The 15670-nt window shown below is 62.7% G+C and carries 16 protein-coding genes and 1 pseudogene; 11 read left to right on the top strand and 6 right to left on the bottom strand.

What is annotated here, in order from left to right:
• Positions 1–189: 189 nt before the first annotated feature.
• From H9L14_RS04830 to H9L14_RS04790, 10 genes and pseudogenes are all read left to right on the top strand, one after another.
• A complete protein-coding gene (locus H9L14_RS04830) occupies positions 190–1218 on the top strand; it encodes a Gfo/Idh/MocA family protein (protein WP_281389429.1) in 1029 nt (342 codons plus the stop codon).
• Positions 1211–2062, top strand: a complete 852-nt coding sequence (locus tag H9L14_RS04825) for a hypothetical protein (RefSeq protein WP_187709437.1) — start codon at positions 1211–1213, stop codon at positions 2060–2062. Before H9L14_RS04830 ends, H9L14_RS04825 begins: the two co-directional genes overlap by 8 nt.
• Positions 2059–2859 (top strand): glycosyltransferase, encoded by an 801-nt coding sequence (locus H9L14_RS04820; protein WP_187709436.1) that lies wholly within the window; start codon positions 2059–2061, stop codon positions 2857–2859. The genes H9L14_RS04825 and H9L14_RS04820 overlap by 4 nt, the downstream gene beginning before the upstream one ends.
• Positions 2847–3122 (top strand): annotated as a pseudogene (locus tag H9L14_RS17335) (glycosyltransferase); the annotation flags it as partial. The gene H9L14_RS04820 and the pseudogene H9L14_RS17335, both read left to right, overlap by 13 nt.
• A 127-nt stretch (positions 3123–3249) precedes the next feature.
• Positions 3250–4452, top strand: a complete 1203-nt coding sequence (locus H9L14_RS04815) for a glycosyltransferase family 4 protein (protein ID WP_187709435.1) — start codon at positions 3250–3252, stop codon at positions 4450–4452.
• Position 4453: 1 nt separating this feature from the next.
• Positions 4454–5173: a polysaccharide deacetylase family protein gene (locus H9L14_RS04810; protein WP_187709434.1), complete on the top strand. Its 720-nt coding sequence runs from the start codon at positions 4454–4456 to the stop codon at positions 5171–5173.
• A complete protein-coding gene (locus tag H9L14_RS04805; protein ID WP_187709433.1) occupies positions 5173–6069 on the top strand; it encodes a glycosyltransferase family 2 protein in 897 nt (298 codons plus the stop codon). The genes H9L14_RS04810 and H9L14_RS04805 overlap by 1 nt, the downstream gene beginning before the upstream one ends.
• Entirely contained in the window at positions 6070–6975 is a 906-nt protein-coding gene (locus H9L14_RS04800) for a glycosyltransferase family 2 protein (RefSeq protein WP_187709432.1), read from the top strand.
• A 4-nt stretch (positions 6976–6979) separates the two neighbouring features.
• Positions 6980–7987, top strand: a complete 1008-nt coding sequence (locus tag H9L14_RS04795; RefSeq protein WP_222949925.1) for a methyltransferase domain-containing protein — start codon at positions 6980–6982, stop codon at positions 7985–7987.
• Complete coding sequence (locus H9L14_RS04790; RefSeq protein WP_187709431.1) at positions 7984–9036, top strand: Gfo/Idh/MocA family protein; 1053 nt, start codon at positions 7984–7986, stop codon at positions 9034–9036. The genes H9L14_RS04795 and H9L14_RS04790 overlap by 4 nt, the downstream gene beginning before the upstream one ends.
• Here the strand turns inward: H9L14_RS04790 and H9L14_RS04785 are convergent.
• The 5 genes from H9L14_RS04785 to H9L14_RS16930 are packed head-to-tail and all read right to left on the bottom strand — an operon-like array spanning position 9033 to position 13522.
• Positions 9033–9875: a glycosyltransferase family 2 protein gene (locus H9L14_RS04785; protein ID WP_187709430.1), complete on the bottom strand. Its 843-nt coding sequence runs from the start codon at positions 9873–9875 to the stop codon at positions 9033–9035. The genes H9L14_RS04790 and H9L14_RS04785 overlap by 4 nt on opposite strands.
• Entirely contained in the window at positions 9872–10900 is a 1029-nt protein-coding gene (locus H9L14_RS04780) for a Gfo/Idh/MocA family protein (RefSeq protein WP_187709429.1), read from the bottom strand. Before H9L14_RS04780 ends, H9L14_RS04785 begins: the two co-directional genes overlap by 4 nt.
• A 25-nt stretch (positions 10901–10925) precedes the next feature.
• Positions 10926–11963 carry a glycosyltransferase family 2 protein gene (locus H9L14_RS04775; RefSeq protein ID WP_187709428.1) on the bottom strand — a complete coding sequence of 346 codons (1038 nt, stop codon included), beginning with the start codon at positions 11961–11963 and terminating at the stop codon, positions 10926–10928.
• Between the two features lie 3 nt (positions 11964–11966).
• Positions 11967–12977 (bottom strand): FAD-dependent oxidoreductase, encoded by a 1011-nt coding sequence (locus H9L14_RS04770; protein WP_343070235.1) that lies wholly within the window; start codon positions 12975–12977, stop codon positions 11967–11969.
• Positions 12860–13522: an NAD(P)-binding protein gene (locus tag H9L14_RS16930; protein ID WP_343070234.1), complete on the bottom strand. Its 663-nt coding sequence runs from the start codon at positions 13520–13522 to the stop codon at positions 12860–12862. Before H9L14_RS16930 ends, H9L14_RS04770 begins: the two co-directional genes overlap by 118 nt.
• A 259-nt stretch (positions 13523–13781) precedes the next feature.
• On the opposite strand from H9L14_RS16930, the gene H9L14_RS04765 reads away from it, so the two are divergent.
• Positions 13782–14726, top strand: coding sequence for a methyltransferase domain-containing protein (locus H9L14_RS04765; protein ID WP_187709427.1), 945 nt, complete (start codon positions 13782–13784; stop codon positions 14724–14726).
• Between the two features lie 18 nt (positions 14727–14744).
• Here the strand turns inward: H9L14_RS04765 and H9L14_RS04760 are convergent, their stop codons facing one another.
• Positions 14745–15626: a class I SAM-dependent methyltransferase gene (locus H9L14_RS04760; protein WP_187709426.1), complete on the bottom strand. Its 882-nt coding sequence runs from the start codon at positions 15624–15626 to the stop codon at positions 14745–14747.
• Positions 15627–15670: the final 44 nt, after the last annotated feature.

Raw genomic sequence — 15670 nt, 5'->3', positions numbered from 1 at the left:
CCAACAGTTGCAAAGGCATTGAACGGTTCAACGGCATTCTCCCCTCCACAAACGGCTAACCGCGTAAAGCGCTTGCAGTTCCGTTCTGGGACAAACCGGTGCCAGCACCGCGACTTGCTGACTTGCTTTAGGCACGCGCAACAACTTGTTACGAGTGCGAGGCGACTGCAGGCGGAGTAGTGTTGGGCCGTGACGAAGGAAGGGAGCTCCGAACCCCAAAGGCCATCGCGCGCGATTCTCGTCGGTGCAGGGCTGATGGGACGCTATCACGCGCGCGCCGCGGCCGCCGCTGGTGCAGCGATCGTCGCCATCGTCGATCGGGATGCGCAAGCTGCGTCGTCGCTTGCGAGTCAATTCAGATCTGCCAGGCCGTTTGCCGACTTCCGTAAGTCCGTCAGAGCCAGCGAGGCGGATGTCGTTCACATCTGCACGCCGGCTGGCACACACGTCGAACTCGCCCAGTTAGCTGCCGACGCGAGACTTCACGCGCTCATCGAAAAGCCGCTCGCAGCAACGGCCGAGGACACGCGGCTCGTCCTCGACAATTTCGCTTCGGCCGGGCGCTTCGCCTGCCCAACCCACCAATATGCGTTCCAGCGTAGCGTCTGTTCGGCGATCGAAAGCTTTCCGCGGCTCGGCCCGGTTCGGCACATCGCTTTCGACATCTGCTCGGCCGGCGCAGATCGCGGTGGAATGGATCTCGACGAGCTGGTCGGGGAAATTCTGCCGCATCCGCTAGCGATGATTCAGACGCTCCTCCCGACTTCCGATGTCGGCGCGCTCGAATGGTCCTGTTTCCGGACGGGCCCGGGCGAATGGCAGATGTTTGCCCAGTCCGGAGATGTCGCTTTGACGATCGCGATGAGCATGAGCGGACGCCCAACCCGCTTCCGAACGACAGTGACGGCAGACCGGGGCACGGTCGAGCTCGACAACTTTCACGATTACGCAGTCCTTCTGCCCGGAAATGTCTCGAGGGCGCAGAAGATGGCCGCGCCATTCATCCGCGACGGGCTGGGGCTGTTCGCTGCCGGGCGAAACCTCGTCCTCCGCGCGATCCGGTCGGAATTGGCCTATCCCGGACTGACGAACTTGGTCGATGTCTTTTACCGGGCAGTTCGAGAACCGCGGACGGTCGCGCCTCCGATCACTGCCGAGCAGGCGATTGCCGTGGCGACCGCCCGCGACCGCCTTATCGAGTTGTCCGGAAGTGGCTGACGACCTCACCGTCATCATCGTCGCTCTCGTCGGAGGAGAGGCGCTCGCGCGCTGCGTGGAAGCTGCGAGATCGCAGGCACCTGCCCTACTCATCATTCAGCGCGGCGGGACGATCACAGATGCGTCCGGCCGCGTGGTCGGACGAGCCGACAGCCTAGACATTCCATCGAAACGCAGACGGGCCGTGGAGCTGGCGACAACCGGGCTGGTCGCGCTGGTCGAGGACACCGTGATTGCCGCACCGGGCTGGGCGAACGCGGCGGTCGAAAAGCTCGGTGGCGAGCGAGCAGCGGCCTGCGGCGGACCAGTCCGAATCTCTGCCGGCCTTCCGGCTTCGACGCGAGCTCTAGCGATCTCCGAATACGGGAGCTTCAGCGACCGCAAAGCGGCTGGCGAGACACTTACCCTGCCCGGTTGCAACTTCGCGTTCCGCCGCGATGCCCTTTTGAAAACGATGAAGGGTTCAGAGGGTCTCGTCGATCAAATCGTCTTCCGCGAATTGCGCAAGGACGGTCGGGTCGTTTGGTCGTCGGATATGGCCGTGACCTACGCCCACGCGTACCCCGAAGGCGCCCGACTCCGGACGCGGTTCGATCACGGCCGCATCTACGGCAGCGCAGAGGCAGAGCATGCGGAGCTCGCCGGCCGCATCGGCAGGGCCGGCAAGGCCTTCCTCCTTCCACTCGTCCTGACGCTTCGCAGCCTTAAGACCGCAACCGCCGCCGAACGTCGTTCCCTTCCAACGCTCGGCTGGCTGGCGCTTCAGCACACAGCCTGGGCGGCGGGCGAGTTCGCCGGTGCTCTGGCGGGCCCGTCCCACAAGGGTCTGGAGCATTGGCAGTGACCGGCCACCTGTCCATCGGCGTCGACGCGACGACGTGGTGGAACAAGCGCGGGTTTGGCCGCTTCACGCGGGGCCAGCTTGGAGCGATGCTCGACGATCCGCGCGGCCACCGGTTCGTGCTCTTCGTCGATCAGGAACCAGTCGACGAGATGATCCGCCCGAACGTGGATATCGTTCGAGTGGAAACGTCCGCGACCGTCACGGACTCGGCGGTTGCGGACGGTAGCCGCAGTGTCGGAGACCTGCTCTCGTTTCGGCGGGAGGCATCGAGCCGGCCGCTTGACGTCTTCTGGTTTCCTGCCGTCTATTCCTGGTACCCGGTCAGCGGCAGAATTCCGACCGTTGTGACGTTTCACGACGCGATCGCCGAGCATTTCACGAGGCTCGTCCTTCCCACGCTGCGCGGACGACTGTTCTGGAATCTGAAGGTCTGGCTGGCGAAGCGATCTGCGCGGCACATTGCGACCGTCTCCGAAGCGGCCCGCGAGGAGATCGTCCGCTATCTCCACATCCCGCGGCGGAAGATCAGCGTCATCCTCGAGGCCGCCGATGAGCAGTTCCATCCGATTACGGACGAGCAAGAGCTGCGAGCCGCGCGGTCGAACCTCGGGCTTCCGCTCGATCGACGCCTCCTCCTCTACGTCGGCGGCCTAGCGCCTCACAAGAATCTCGCCGGGTTGATCGAAGGTTTCGCCAGAGCGATCGGGAACGGCGGGCTGGACGATCTCGACCTGGTCCTCGCCGGCGATCCCAAGGGGGCGGCTTTCACTCCAATGTTGAGGAATTGCGCGCCCTGATCGCCGAACACGGGCTGGAGGACCGCGTTCATTTTCCCGGCTTCGTACCCGAACCGGTGTTGCCCGCGCTTTATTCCGGCGCTGTCGCCGTGGCCATGCCGGCGTTCAGCGAGGGCTTCGGACTTCCTGCGGCGGAAGCCATCGCCTGCGGAACGCCCGTGATCGCAACCGAAGGCGGAGCAGTTTCGGAAGTCGTCGGACGAGCGGGGCTGTTCTTCGACCCTCGCAATCCGGACGACATTGCAGAAGCGATTGCGAAGATTGCCGGGGACCCAGCACTGCTTGCTCATCTCAAGATGGAGTGCCTGCCGCGTGCCGCCGAGCTGAGTTGGAGCCACAGCGCGTCAGCAATGATGGACCTCCTCGAAGCACACGCGAGGGGAGAGCCTGATGCGCTTCGGGATGGTCACCACCTTCTATCCGCCATTCAGCTACGGCGGCGACGCGACCTACGTGCGCAGCCTCGCGAAGAGCGTCGCCGCACTGGGCCACGAGGTCGAAGTCATCGCCTCCACTGACGCCTATTTCGTTCGCAGTTCGGACCAGGGTCAGCCCGACACGACTGTCGAGGATGGGATCAGCGTACACCGGCTTCGCCATCCCGCGGGAATTCTTGCGCCGCTCGTAAGTCATCAGACCGGCCGTCCTGCGCTGAACGCCCCGGCGTTGGCGTCCTTTTTCGCCGAGCCGTTCGACGTCCTCCATTTCCACAACATCTCGTTGATGGGCGCTCCGGGCGTGCTCGGCATGGGCAAAGCTCGGGCCCGCCTTCTCTCCCTCCACGACCACTGGCTGATCTGTCCTACCCACGTTCTCTGGAAAAACCGGAGCCACGCCTGCGATCGCCGGACCTGCTTTTCATGCTCGATCCGCTCCGGGCTTCCGCCGCAACTCTGGCGATACACGGGCCTGAGGGATCGGTGTCTCAAGCGAATGGACCGACTGCTCGCGCCCAGCCGCTTCACGTCGGAGATGCACCGGGAAAACGGCATCAGGGCACCAATCGAGGTCCTGCCGCTCTTTTCCTCCGTCGACCGTCCGACGAAACCTCCCGAAGTCCGACCAAACCGGATTGTCTTCGCGGGCAGGGTCATGACCCTGAAGGGCATCGCCAGCCTGGTCCGCGTCGCCGCGGACATGCCCGATATCGAGTTGGTAGTAATCGGCGAAGGCGAGTTGAGGTCCGACCTCGCGGCCAGATACGCCGGCCATTCAAATATCCGCTTCGTTGGCAAGATCGATCAGGAAGCCTTGGCCGAACATTATGCGAGTGCCGCAGCAATCGTCATCCCGTCCATCGTGCCGGAAACCTTCGGACTAACCCTCGTCGAAGCGGCCGCCTGCGGAACGCCCGCGATCGTCGGCAAGGGAACCGGAGGCGCGGCCGAGATCGTCCAGGTCACCGGCGGCGGCCTACTCTACGACGGAGACGAGGAGCTCGCCGAGGCCATTCGCCAGATGGTCAGTGACCGCCCACTTCGCGATCGGCTGGGCGCCCTGGCACGCGCTGGCTACGAAACGCGCTATACTCGGGAACGGCACGTCGCGGACTATCTTGCGCACGTCGAAGAAGTGCTGGGCAAGCGAAACTGAGATGCGCGCAGTTCTCACCTTCCACTCGATCGACGACCTGCCCGGCCCACTATCCTATTCGCCAGCCGGCCTCGAACGAATGCTCGATGCGCTGGACGAGGCGAGATTGCCGGTACTCGATCTCGACGAACTCCTTGCCGATCCGGACGCGAATGGCGTCGCGTTGACCTTCGACGATGGCATTTCGACCGTCTTCAAGACGGCGATGCCGATCCTCGCCGAGCGCAAGCTGCCGGCGCATGTCTTCGTCATCACGAACTGGGTTGGCGGCGACAATCGCTGGCCAGGTCAACCCGATCGCGCGACACCCTTCAACCTCATGGACTGGAGCCAATTGGAGGCCATCCAGAGCGGCGGTTTCAGGATAGAAGCGCATACGGCAAGCCATCCTGACCTGCGCAAACTGACCGATGCGCAGATCGACGCCGAGATGGAGGAAGCGGATTCCGCTATCGAATCTCGTTTGGGCAGGTGCCCGCGCTATTTCGCTTATCCCTACGGTTATTATGACGGCCGGGTCCGAGCGATCGCCAGCAAGCGTTACCGCGGCTCCTTCACGACCAAGCTCGATTATCTCGATCCTCGCTCGGCCGCGGACGCTCTGCCTCGGCTGGATACACATTATCTGCGGTCTCCGACCTTCGTTCGTGCGTTGGCCGGCGGGCCTGCGCACGCGTACATCGCACTGCGGCGTGCGCTCCGACGACTGCGTGGCTACTGATGACCGAGCCAACGCTCAGCATTGTCCTGGCGGTAAAGGACGGAGCGGAAAACGTCCCGGCGTTGCTCGACGCCATCAAATCCCGCGGTGACGAGACGGAAGTAATCCTTTGCTGCGCCGGATCAATGCCAGACGCCAGCAGTGGAATAGGTTGCCATGCGTTTCCCGAAGAAACGCTGGTCCCAGTGCTGTGGAGCGAGGGGATCAAGCGTGCCCGCGGCGGCCGGGTCGCGCTTACAACCGCGCAGTTCGTCCCCGATCCTCGCTGGATCTATCATTTGCAGTCGGCGGATCTCGATCGCTGGGCCGGAGTGGGCGGAGTGATCGATAATGATCCCCGGTCGTCCGCCCGCAACTGGGCGATCTTCTTCCTGCGCTATTCCGCGTTCGCACCTCCTCTCAAGGCGGGCGAAACGAACGAGATCGCCGCCGACAATGCTATCTATGACCGCGCCGCCATCTTCGAGCATCCGGACCTGCTGGAGGAAGGATTCTGGGAGCCATCCTTTCATCGCCGCTTCCATGCTGCGGGACGGAAGCTTTCAATCGATCCTGGTTTGGTCGTCGTGCACCATGGCACGGTTTCGACCGTTAGCTTTGCACGTCAGCGCTTCCTCCATGGACGCGCCTACGGGGTCGAGCGCGCGGAGCGCGGGAGCTTCCCGCACAACTTGCTCCTGCTACTTTCGAGCCTGCTGGTGCCGCCTCTCCTGCTGGCGCGCATCATCTCCAGGATTGCGAAGAAGAGGGCTTATCGCGGCAAGCTTTTCGCCGGATTTCCGTGGCTATTCTGGTTCACCCTAGCTTGGTCGGCAGGTGAAGCCGGCGGTTACGCTTCAACATTGACCAGAAAGCTGCGCGGCAACGCCGCTGGCCCGTCGAAAAGGCACGCTTGAATGAGTTCGGGGGAAAGCATCGCAGTCGTGCTCGGGCGCGTCAGCACCGAGGACACGGACCGCGTAATCGAGACGATCGAAGCGCTCGATCCCGTGGTCAGCGGAGAGCGCTGCGAAATCGTCATCGCCGACCGATTGCAGGACAAGCTCACCGACGTCATCCGGCGAGTCTATCCGCATGTACGGCTGATCGATTGCCCACCCGGCATGACGCTGACCGAGATGCGAACCCTGGCCTACGAAGCGAGCAGCGCGCCGATCGTCGCGGTCACCGAGGACCATTGTGTTCCAACTCCGGGCTGGGCGCGTACTATCAAGCAGGCTTTCGACCAGGGCGGGCCCGAACTCGTCGCGGTCGGGGGAAGCGTCGTCAACGGCGTCACGGACACCGGCCTCGATTGGGCAACCTACCTTTGCGAATACAGCTTCTTCTCTCCGCCCGTTGCGCAGGGCGACAGCGCGATTCTGCCGGGCATGAACGTCGCCTACCGGCGCAGCGCGCTCGAAGGCATTCCGCGCGAGCTGCTGACGAGCGGATTCTGGGAAACGACGGTCCATCCGCTCCTGCTCGAAAAGGGCGGACGCTTCCTGTCACTCAACGAGCTGGTGATGTTACACAAGAAGCGGTTCTCGTGGCGTCTCTTCGCGTCCCAGCGCTTCATCTATTCGCGCTATTTCGCCGGCCTACGGTTCGGCCATGCGGCATTGCCCAAGCGGGCTTTGGCCTCGCTTGCGTCGCTAGCGCTGCCGCCCCTACTGCTCATGCGAGCCGTTAAAGCCGCCAAGGCCAAGGGTCTCGGCAAGGAAATGCTGCGGGCGTCCCCCTACCTCCTCACGCTCTATTGCGTCTGGGCCCTCGGCGAGAGCGTCGGGCGCTTCGCGGCCCGGGCGACGCCCTCGCGATGATCGAATGACCGCGCTGGCACCGATCGAATTCATTTGCCCCGCGTGCCGCTCGCCTGTTGAAGCGAAGGACGGCGCTTACCGCTGCGGCCCGTGCAATCGCGACTTCCCGGTGTTGTTCGGGATCCCCGATTTTCGCTTGGGCGGGGATCAGTATCTGTCGCTCGAGGACGAAAGGGCGAAGGCCGGCAAGCTTCACGCCTATGCTCTGGATCATGACTTCGCCTCACTGGTCGCTTTCTATTACTCAATCACGGACGATGTCCCCGACCGGCTCGCGCAGCATTTCACAAACTACGTCATGGGAGCGGCCGATCGTGCTGCGCCCGCAATGCACTTCCTCGCACCGGCCGGAGGGCGTTCGCTCCTCGACCTCGGTTGCGGGAGCGGTGGCGCGCTCGTTGCCGCAAAGGACGGTTTCGAACGGCGAACCGGCGTCGACATCGCGCTACGCTGGCTAGTCATCGCCCAGAAGAGGCTGAAAGATCTCGGCTTCGAAGCCCTGCTCGTCTGTGCCGACGCCGAGGCCCTACCCTTCCGCGATCAGCTTTTCAGCCATGTGATGGCAAGCGACCTTCTCGAAAACACGCGCTCCCCCGACGCCGCCATGCGCGAGTCTGGTCGTGTAATGGAGCAGAGTGGCCGTCTCTACGTCTCGTCGAGCAACCGGCGGTGGGTCGGGCCCCATCCGGCGACCGGCGTTTGGGCGGCAGGCCTGGTACCCGCCGGATTGCGCTCAAACATGCTCAATCGCCGCCACGGCGTCGATATCCTTCGCGCGGTCAGCTTCGTGAGTCCCGGCTCGGTTCGGCGGATGGCGAAGTCAGCCGGGCTTCGGCAGGTCGATCGAAGACCATTGGAATTCGACGCATCCGGGCTCAAAGGCCGCTCGAGGCTCTTCAGATTTGCAGCAGGCCTGTACTCCGGGCTCGCCAAAGTGCCGCTGCTTCGTACAGTCCTGGTCGTGGCCGGACCCGTGTTCCAATCCCTGTTCGTGAAGGAAGAAGCCAGTTGAGCGAAGTCATGCGGTTCGGGCTCATCGGAGCAGGGGCGATCGGAAAGATCCGTGCGGACGCCCTCACAAAATCCAATTCTTGCGAGCTCGTAGCGGTCAGTGACCTTGATGGGGCCCGAGCCCGCTCGGCCGCGCCGGAGGCAATTTATTACGCTGACGCCAACGAGTTGGTTGCCGCGAAGGACGTGGACGCAATCATCATCTCCACACCTCCTCCACTTCACGAACCCCTGGCGGTCGCTGCGGCTTCAGCGGGGAAGCACGTGCTGGTCGAAAAGCCGATGGCCGCCACTCCCGATGCCTGCGAACGCATGATCCTCGCGGCGCGCAAGGCTGGCACGCTGCTCACCGTTGGATACAACCACCGCTACTTCGATGCGCTGAAGCTGGTCAGGGACGTCGTCGCATCCGGCGACATCGGAACGCTCTCTCATGTCCGCGCCTACACCGGGCACAGCGGGCTCGCTGAGTTCAAAGCACCCTGGATGTACGACAAGGAAGTCATGGGCGGCGGGGCGCTCATGGACAATGGCACGCACGTGATCGATCTCGTCCGTTACATGATCGGAGATCCGACCGAGGTCTTCGGTTTCGCTACCAACAAGGTCTGGAAGCTGGGCGTCGAGGACGAGGGCATCGCACTGCTTCGGACTGCGGAAGGGACGACCGCTTCGATCGAAGCCAGCTGGCACGAATGGCGCGGCTACCGCTTCCACATCGAAGCCTACGGCGATCGCGGATTGGCGCGAGCTTATTATGCTCCGATGATGGCCACCGTCGTGAAGCTCGACAAACCGGGCGGCAGCAAATCGGTTCAGCGCCATTTCTATCCGAAGGCCATCCTTCGAGAGAAGGTGAAGGGCTGGCAGAGCACGGTCATCCAGACGTTCGTCGAGGAACTCGCGGACTTCGTGGCAGCCGCGAATGGCAAGCCGCACAGTGGGCGACTGGCGGTCGCTGCCGATGGATTGCGCGCCGTCCAGATCGCCCAGGCGACCTATGCGAGCGAAGCCACCCGCGACTGCGTCAAATTGCCCGCCCTACCCTAGTCGAGCTGGGACGGATCGCCCGGGCGGCCGGTGACGTAGCCGACCAGCTCGCCCGCCGACCAGCAGGTCTCGGCGATCAAGATCCGAGGGAACCAACGCAGCCAGGAGAGGCCGCCCTGCCGATGCTGAAAAGCGTGGGCAAGAATACGGTCCGTCCGTACCGCCGGCAGGACAAGGGTCATCGGGATGGTCTTCAGAAGCGAGAGCTTCGGCGTGCGCTTGGCCGCATAGGCGCGGCCATGGCGGAAACGGCGCCCGCAATATTCGGCGAACCGGTAGGAACGGGCGTATCGAACGCGAGCCTGTTCTACGAGCTTCGGTGCAAAGCCTTCGCCAAGCAGCTTGGTCTTGGAAAAATCGTCGCCCGGGAATCCCAGTCTTTGTCGAGGCAATACGAGATTGCTTCCAGGGACCTCTTTCATGTCGATCGGGATCGGCCAGCGGAACTGGACGTACTCGGTGAAGTACCCGACCGTACGAGGATCATCTGGGCCGAAATCAGGCTCGACGGGGCCCCAATAGCCGTCGCTCCAACCTTCCCGCTCGATCGCTTCTGCCATGGCGGCAAACCAGCCAGGTGCCGGGAGCGCATCAGCGTGAAGGATGGCGACCCACCCGGCCTTGGTTCGGTCGATCGCCACACCCCACAGCTCGAACAGCGATTTGCCATCTCGCAAGTGGATCGTCAGTCCTGTTGTAGAAGTCGCAGGCACAAATTTGGGATCGCATGCGACATGGATTTCGACGGAAGGCGGGACTCCCGCCTTTCGAATGGCAGACAGCAATGCGTCCGGATCCCACTCGCCTTTGGTAGCGATCGCGAGGGCCAAGTCGGTCAAGACCGTCGTGCCTCCGCCTCCGCATAGGAGCGATAGACCAGATCAAGCGTGTTCCGCGCCTCCGCGATGCCGTTGGGCGGTTCTCGCCCTTCGCCGATCGCGTCGAGGAAATCCCGAAAGAGGCGTGCGGTCGCGTCGGCAAAGAGGTCCAGCGGAGCCTTCGCCAGGGTCGTGTAGCGATCTCCATGATAAAGCCGTGCCACACCGCCCATGTGGACACCCAGATCGACGAAGGGTTTGCGCCCCTGAGGCCTCAGGCCGAGGGTCACCTCCGCGCTTCCCCCGATACTGGTCTCGATCGTTCCCTTCTCGCCGACGAGCCGAAGATCGAGGTAATGGTGCCGTCCCTTGGTCAGTCGGTCGAGCGTGATCTGTGCGACGCGATCGCCGCTGAATTCCAGCTGGACCAAGTTGAGGTAATCTGGGCCGCCTGCCGCAAAGGGGCGAGGCATTCGCACCTGCATCGCCTTCGGCTGCTCTCCGAAGAAAGCCTTGCACAAGTCGATGACGTGGGTCCCGAATTCCTTGAAGGTCCGCTGAAGGTCCTCGCCCCTCCAGCCGGCCTCCGTCTCGTCAGTCACGACGAAGGTCTGGCGCGCTTCCACGAACAACAGCCGCCCGAACCGGTCGCTCCCGATCTCGCGGGCGGCTGCGAGATGCGTCGGCATGAACGGGAATTCGCTGTTCACGCAGACAAGTCGTCCGGCCGCTTTGGCGGCAGCGGCGATCTCGTCAGCTTCCTCGACGCTATTGGCGAGCGGCTTCTCGCAAAAGACGTGCGCCCCGGCCTGCAGCGCTGCAACCGCGATCACAAGATGCGCGGCTGGAGGCGTTGCGATGACAACGATTTCGGGCTTGAGCGCAAGCAGCTCATCCAGCGACGCAAAGACCGGAAAATCCATATTCTGCGGCACGGGGTCGTAACCGCCTATGACGCTAACGTCCGGCAGCTTCCGAAGCGCCGGAATATGAATGGCTTTGGCGGCCCTGCCGAGGCCCGCGATGGCGACCCGAGTTTTCGGCATGTTGGAGATCGTAAACTGGCCGGCGTTACTGGGCTAGTTCGGCGCGCTTCAGCGGCACCGGCGTGTTGCGGTCCGCGTGACGCCGGAGCCCAATCCGGGTCCCCAGCATCACCAGCGCGTACGTTACGCTCGCGTATAAGTGATAGAACCAGTGCATCGCGGCCGCGCCGGCTAGCTGAAGCGGATTCATTCGGCGGGTCAGGACGCCAAGGAACTTGCGAATACCGAACAGATAGAATGCGATAAGCGCTCCAGCTCCAATCCAGAAGTAGCTCTCGAATAATCCGCCAATCACAAACACGGGAATGGAGAATGCCGTAAGCGCCAGGATTCGCTCCTTCCTGGCAAGGTTGAGGTCCGGCACCGCCAGCTGCCCATCGGCAATAAGCCGAGACCACGGAAGCGCCCGGCGCACAACGTCGGTGTGCCACACCCTCCAGAGCGTCCAGTCCTTCCAGTGCGTGCCCTGCGCTTCGGGCACCAGTCGGATCGTCTTACCCGAATTGATCAGCCTCATCCCCAGCTCGACATCCTCGATGCTGGGATGCGCGAACAGGACGTCGTCGTAGCCGCCAAACTCCCGAAACGCCTCGGTCTCGATCAGCCCGATGCCCGTCCAGAAGGTCGTCGCATCGCGATTGCCCGACTGATGCACGAAGTGATGCCGCAAGTTTGCGTAGAGCGCCGGCAGCCGCCTCGAGCGCGGATGATCGTCGTATGATCCGAACGCCGCGACAGCGCCTGTCCGCTCAACCTCTTCAGCCAACTTTTCGATCGCATCCTTGTGGATGATCACGTCAGCATCGACGAACATAATGTAGGGCTGGCTTGCGTGGGCAGCCGCGACATTGCGGCCGTGCGCAGGGCCTTTCGGGGAGCCTGCATTACGGACAATCTTAGCTCCGGCTGCCTCGGCGATACTGCGCGTCGCATCGGTCGATCCATCGTCGAACAGCATGAGTTCGTCCCCGGGCCGCATCGCCGCCCGCAGAGCGCTCAAGCATTCGGGAAGGGTGGATTCAGCGTTGTACGCCGGAACGATGATGGAAACCGGCTGACGCACAGTTCATTTCGCCCCTGCGAGAATCCTGGTCGGCTGAAGCCTCTCGGAATGCCCCATCGCGCGCTGCTCTGATTCCTCGGGCTCCCTGACCTCCTCGTGATACTCCTCCTCGACGTTCACGGCCCACAGGTCGTGATTCTCGCCAAGGATGTTCTTCACGGCCAGCATGGCGGTGAGCATCGAGTGGTCCTGGTTGTTGTAGCGGTGCATCCCGTTACGGCCGACCGCCTGCAGGTTCGGGATTGTCGCCAGCCACTCGCGGATGGTCTCGAGCGCGTCGCGATAATCGCCATCGTAGAGCGGATAGGCCTTGCGCTGGCGGATCACCTTACCGTCGAGCACGGGAGCGTCGCCGACCAGGTTCAGCGTGCGCAGCTCTCGCTCCGCCTGGGCCAGAAGCTCCTTATCATCCTTGTCCCAGAGTTCGTCGTTCTCGTTGCAGAAATACTCCATGCCGAGGCTCGAACGGTTCGGCTCCGGAATCATTTCCTCGGACCAGGACCGGAAATTCTGGATCCGGCCGACCTTCACGTCCGGCGAGTGAATGTAGATCCAGTTGTCCGGGAACATGTTCTCGCCCTCGATGATCAGGGTGACCATCAGGAAGTCGCGATAACGAAGCTTCTTGGCGGCTTCGCGGACGTGGTCTGGAGCCGGCGGAACCATATTTTCGACCAACGCTGAAATCGGCATGGACGAGATGAATTGGTCCGCGGCGAACTCGTAGGTTGAGCCGTCGGCATTCTCGACCTCAACGGCGCGAACCCTGTTCTCGTCGCGGAAGATCCGGCGGACCTTCTGCTCCATCCGGACCTCGCCGCCCTGGTCCTCGACACGGTCGCGGAACGCTTCCCACATCATGCCCGGGCCGAGGCGCGGATAGTCGAACTTCTCGATCAGGCTGTGCGTGTCGTTCGAGCCCGAAAAGGCATTCCATATAGCCTTGCGAAGCGACAGGTTCTTGATGCGCTGGGCCGCCCAGTCGGCACGGATCTCATTGCAGGGATTCCCCACACCTTCTCTGTGTAGGACTTGAAGAAGTGCCAGAAGAGGCGTCCGCCGAAGCGGTTGGTCACCCACTGCTCGAAAGTGACTTCCTCGCGGCTCGGGCGAACCTTCCACTTCGCATAGCTGAGCATGATCCGCATGGACTCATACGGACCCATATTCAGAAGCGCGTTGAGTGGTTTCAGCGGGTAGTCGTAATACTTGTTCCGATAGAAGATGCGGCTCATCCGAGGGCGCTGCAGGAAATCGTTTGGCAGCACTTCCTTCCACAGGGCCTCAACCGACTTCACCTTGGTGAAGAAGCGATGCCCGCCGATGTCGTAGCGATAGCCCTTGTACATTTCCGTGCGGGAAATGCCGCCAACCTGGTCGCTCTCTTCGAAGACCACGGGGTGATACGCTTCGCTGTGTTTCTGAAGCTCGTAAGCAGCAGTAAGCCCCGCTGGGCCCCCACCGATAATGGCAACCGTCGACGCTTCGGACTTGCGACCGACATCATCGGCCGCGCCGAACGAGCCGGCTGGGTGGAGATTCATGCTCGGGCCCCGCATTTCTAAATCATTGTTAATTTAACGAAAGTTGGCAAGCCTAACAATGGCCGAGTCCCGCTCGTCCCAATTTGAGGCAGGGCGCACTCCCCGTCCAGTTCAGTCAGTTGTTCCGAGTTTGCGCGTGCATCGCAGGGCCGAACAAGTATCACGCGTTTGGACGGTGGGCTGATGCAGCGAGGAACGCATGCGTCGAACGGCCGCGTTTCCTGTTCCGCTTAGGCGATGCCCGGCTTGCAAGGGCGTCCTCAAGAATCGCGCAATGTGGTTAACCTGCGAAGGCTGCAATCGCGAATTCGACGTCATCGACGGCATACCGGATTTGAGACTGTCGATCCCAAGTTGGATCGACGCTATCGACGACACCAAGACTGCGCGCGAATTGTCGGCTGCCCATCTCCCTCTCAAAGAGCTAGTCACCGAGGTGTACTCTCGCCGTCACGGGTGGGACGAAGCCAGGATCGCTCGTCGGTCGCGGGAAGTCCTTCAGGGAAGCGCCCAACTTCGGGAGGACCTCAAGAGCTGGCTCAGGCCGGTCGTCGCTGACGGCCCATTCCTCGATCTCGGTTGCGGCGGCGGCATGCTCATGGCCGCGGCAGCAAAATTGCAGCCCGGTCGATGTTTGATCGGGATCGACGTGTCGATGACCTGGCTGGTCGTTGCCAAGAAGTTCGTGAGCGAATGCGGCGGGAGGCCGATGCTGGCCGCCGCGATGGCAGAGGCCTTGCCGTTGGCGGACTCTAGCGTGCCTGCAGTCGTTTCGCTCGATGTCATCGAGCACGTCCACGATCCCGACGCCTATCTCGCCGAGATCGATCGGGTCCTTCAGCCCGGCGGCCGCGCCGCATTTTCCACTCCAAACCGGTTCAGTCTGACCGCAGAGCCTCACGTCTTCGTTTGGGGCGTGGGATGGCTGCCGCGATCACTGCAGGCGTCGTACGTCCGGTGGCGGAGCGGCAAGGTCTACTCGGACACGGTCCTGATGAGCAGCTTCCGGCTAGCCAGGCGCTTGCGCCGGCGTACCCACCTTCAATTCAGCATCATCGTTCCGACAGTTCCCGAGGCACATATCGCCTATTTCAACAAGGCGAAGGGTAAACTCGCACGGCTTTTCAACGCCGTGTCGCAATCCGCTGTGCTGCGTCCACTTTTCCTGATCATCTCGCCATATTTCCGGGTTACCGGTGCGAAGGTGTGGCTTCATTAGCCCCAGGCCAGGACGCTTTCAGCGCTCCGCCGAATAGATGATCGCGCCCGTACGATACACCAGAGAGGCGCCCCGGTCTGCAAGGACCTTACACTCGCTGACGAACTTTCGCTTCAGCTTCTCCGCCTCCGCGTCCGGCAATGCGGTCAGGCGTTCCCTGGCTTCGCTGTCGAAAACCGCCTGCACGTCCCAGAATTCCTCCGGCGTCAGCTGGAAGCGCTCTCCCCACCATTCCCGGCGGATGTTCTTGAATCCCACTGCCGCGAGCATCCCGCTCACATCTTCATTTCCGTGGTGCGCGGCATGTCCCCTGCTCGACGGCACTCCTTGTCGGTCAAGAAACCTGCGCAGGAACTCGGGCGACAGCGCACGACGCCCCACCGCGGCGAACAGGCGGTCTGACAGGGCGCCAATTCCCGATGCTACGGCGCTCGCCGAGAAGGGGGTCGGTCTCGCGCCAACCGCTGCGACCAGCTTTCCACCGGGTCGCAGGATGCGATGCAGCTCACGGCAGGCGGCTCGAGGATTGGGCAGGTGTCGCAGGACATACAGGGTCGCCGCGACATCGAATGAGCCGTCTTCGAACTGGAGCGCTTCGGCATCCATGACCTGGAAGGTCGCTAGCTTGGCCTTCAACCGCGCTCGGTCGAGCATCCCTTCCGAGTGATCGATCCCGACGACATTCGCCCCCCGTTCGGCGGCCAGCCGTGCAAGAAGGCCGGTTCCGGTACCCAGGTCGAGCAGTCGATCGGATTGTTCGACCTTCACGACGGCCAGGATCCGCGAGGCGATCCCCGTCGAATATCGATCCGTGAGATAATCGAAATCCGTCGCGGTTGCGTCGTAACTCGCGGCATCGGCTTGCTTCAGTCGGTTCGAGTCACCCGCATCGTCGCCCATGCCCGCCCCTCCGCTGGATGGCAGGCACACTTGATCATGCCACC

This window comes from Sphingomonas sediminicola (assembly GCF_014489515.1).
Taxonomy (GTDB): domain Bacteria; phylum Pseudomonadota; class Alphaproteobacteria; order Sphingomonadales; family Sphingomonadaceae; genus Sphingomicrobium; species Sphingomicrobium sediminicola.
The sequence above is the reverse complement of the archived record's forward strand: the minus strand, read 5'-3'. Positions and strand labels throughout refer to the sequence as shown.

What these genes read in the sequence shown, in the direction of transcription:
- H9L14_RS04780 (WP_187709429.1), bottom strand. Translation starts at nt 10,900, where the DNA reads ATGCCGAAAACTCGGGTCGCCATCGCGGGCCTCGGCAGGGCCGCCAAA.
- H9L14_RS04800 (WP_187709432.1), top strand. Translation starts at nt 6,070, where the DNA reads ATGAGTTCGGGGGAAAGCATCGCAGTCGTGCTCGGGCGCGTCAGCACC.
- H9L14_RS04805 (WP_187709433.1), top strand. Translation starts at nt 5,173, where the DNA reads ATGACCGAGCCAACGCTCAGCATTGTCCTGGCGGTAAAGGACGGAGCG.
- H9L14_RS04795 (WP_222949925.1), top strand. Translation starts at nt 6,980, where the DNA reads ATGACCGCGCTGGCACCGATCGAATTCATTTGCCCCGCGTGCCGCTCG.
- H9L14_RS04810 (WP_187709434.1), top strand. Translation starts at nt 4,454, where the DNA reads ATGCGCGCAGTTCTCACCTTCCACTCGATCGACGACCTGCCCGGCCCA.
- H9L14_RS04760 (WP_187709426.1), bottom strand. Translation starts at nt 15,626, where the DNA reads ATGGGCGACGATGCGGGTGACTCGAACCGACTGAAGCAAGCCGATGCC.
- H9L14_RS04765 (WP_187709427.1), top strand. Translation starts at nt 13,782, where the DNA reads ATGTGGTTAACCTGCGAAGGCTGCAATCGCGAATTCGACGTCATCGAC.
- H9L14_RS04815 (WP_187709435.1), top strand. Translation starts at nt 3,250, where the DNA reads ATGCGCTTCGGGATGGTCACCACCTTCTATCCGCCATTCAGCTACGGC.
- H9L14_RS16930 (WP_343070234.1), bottom strand. Translation starts at nt 13,522, where the DNA reads ATGCGGGGCCCGAGCATGAATCTCCACCCAGCCGGCTCGTTCGGCGCG.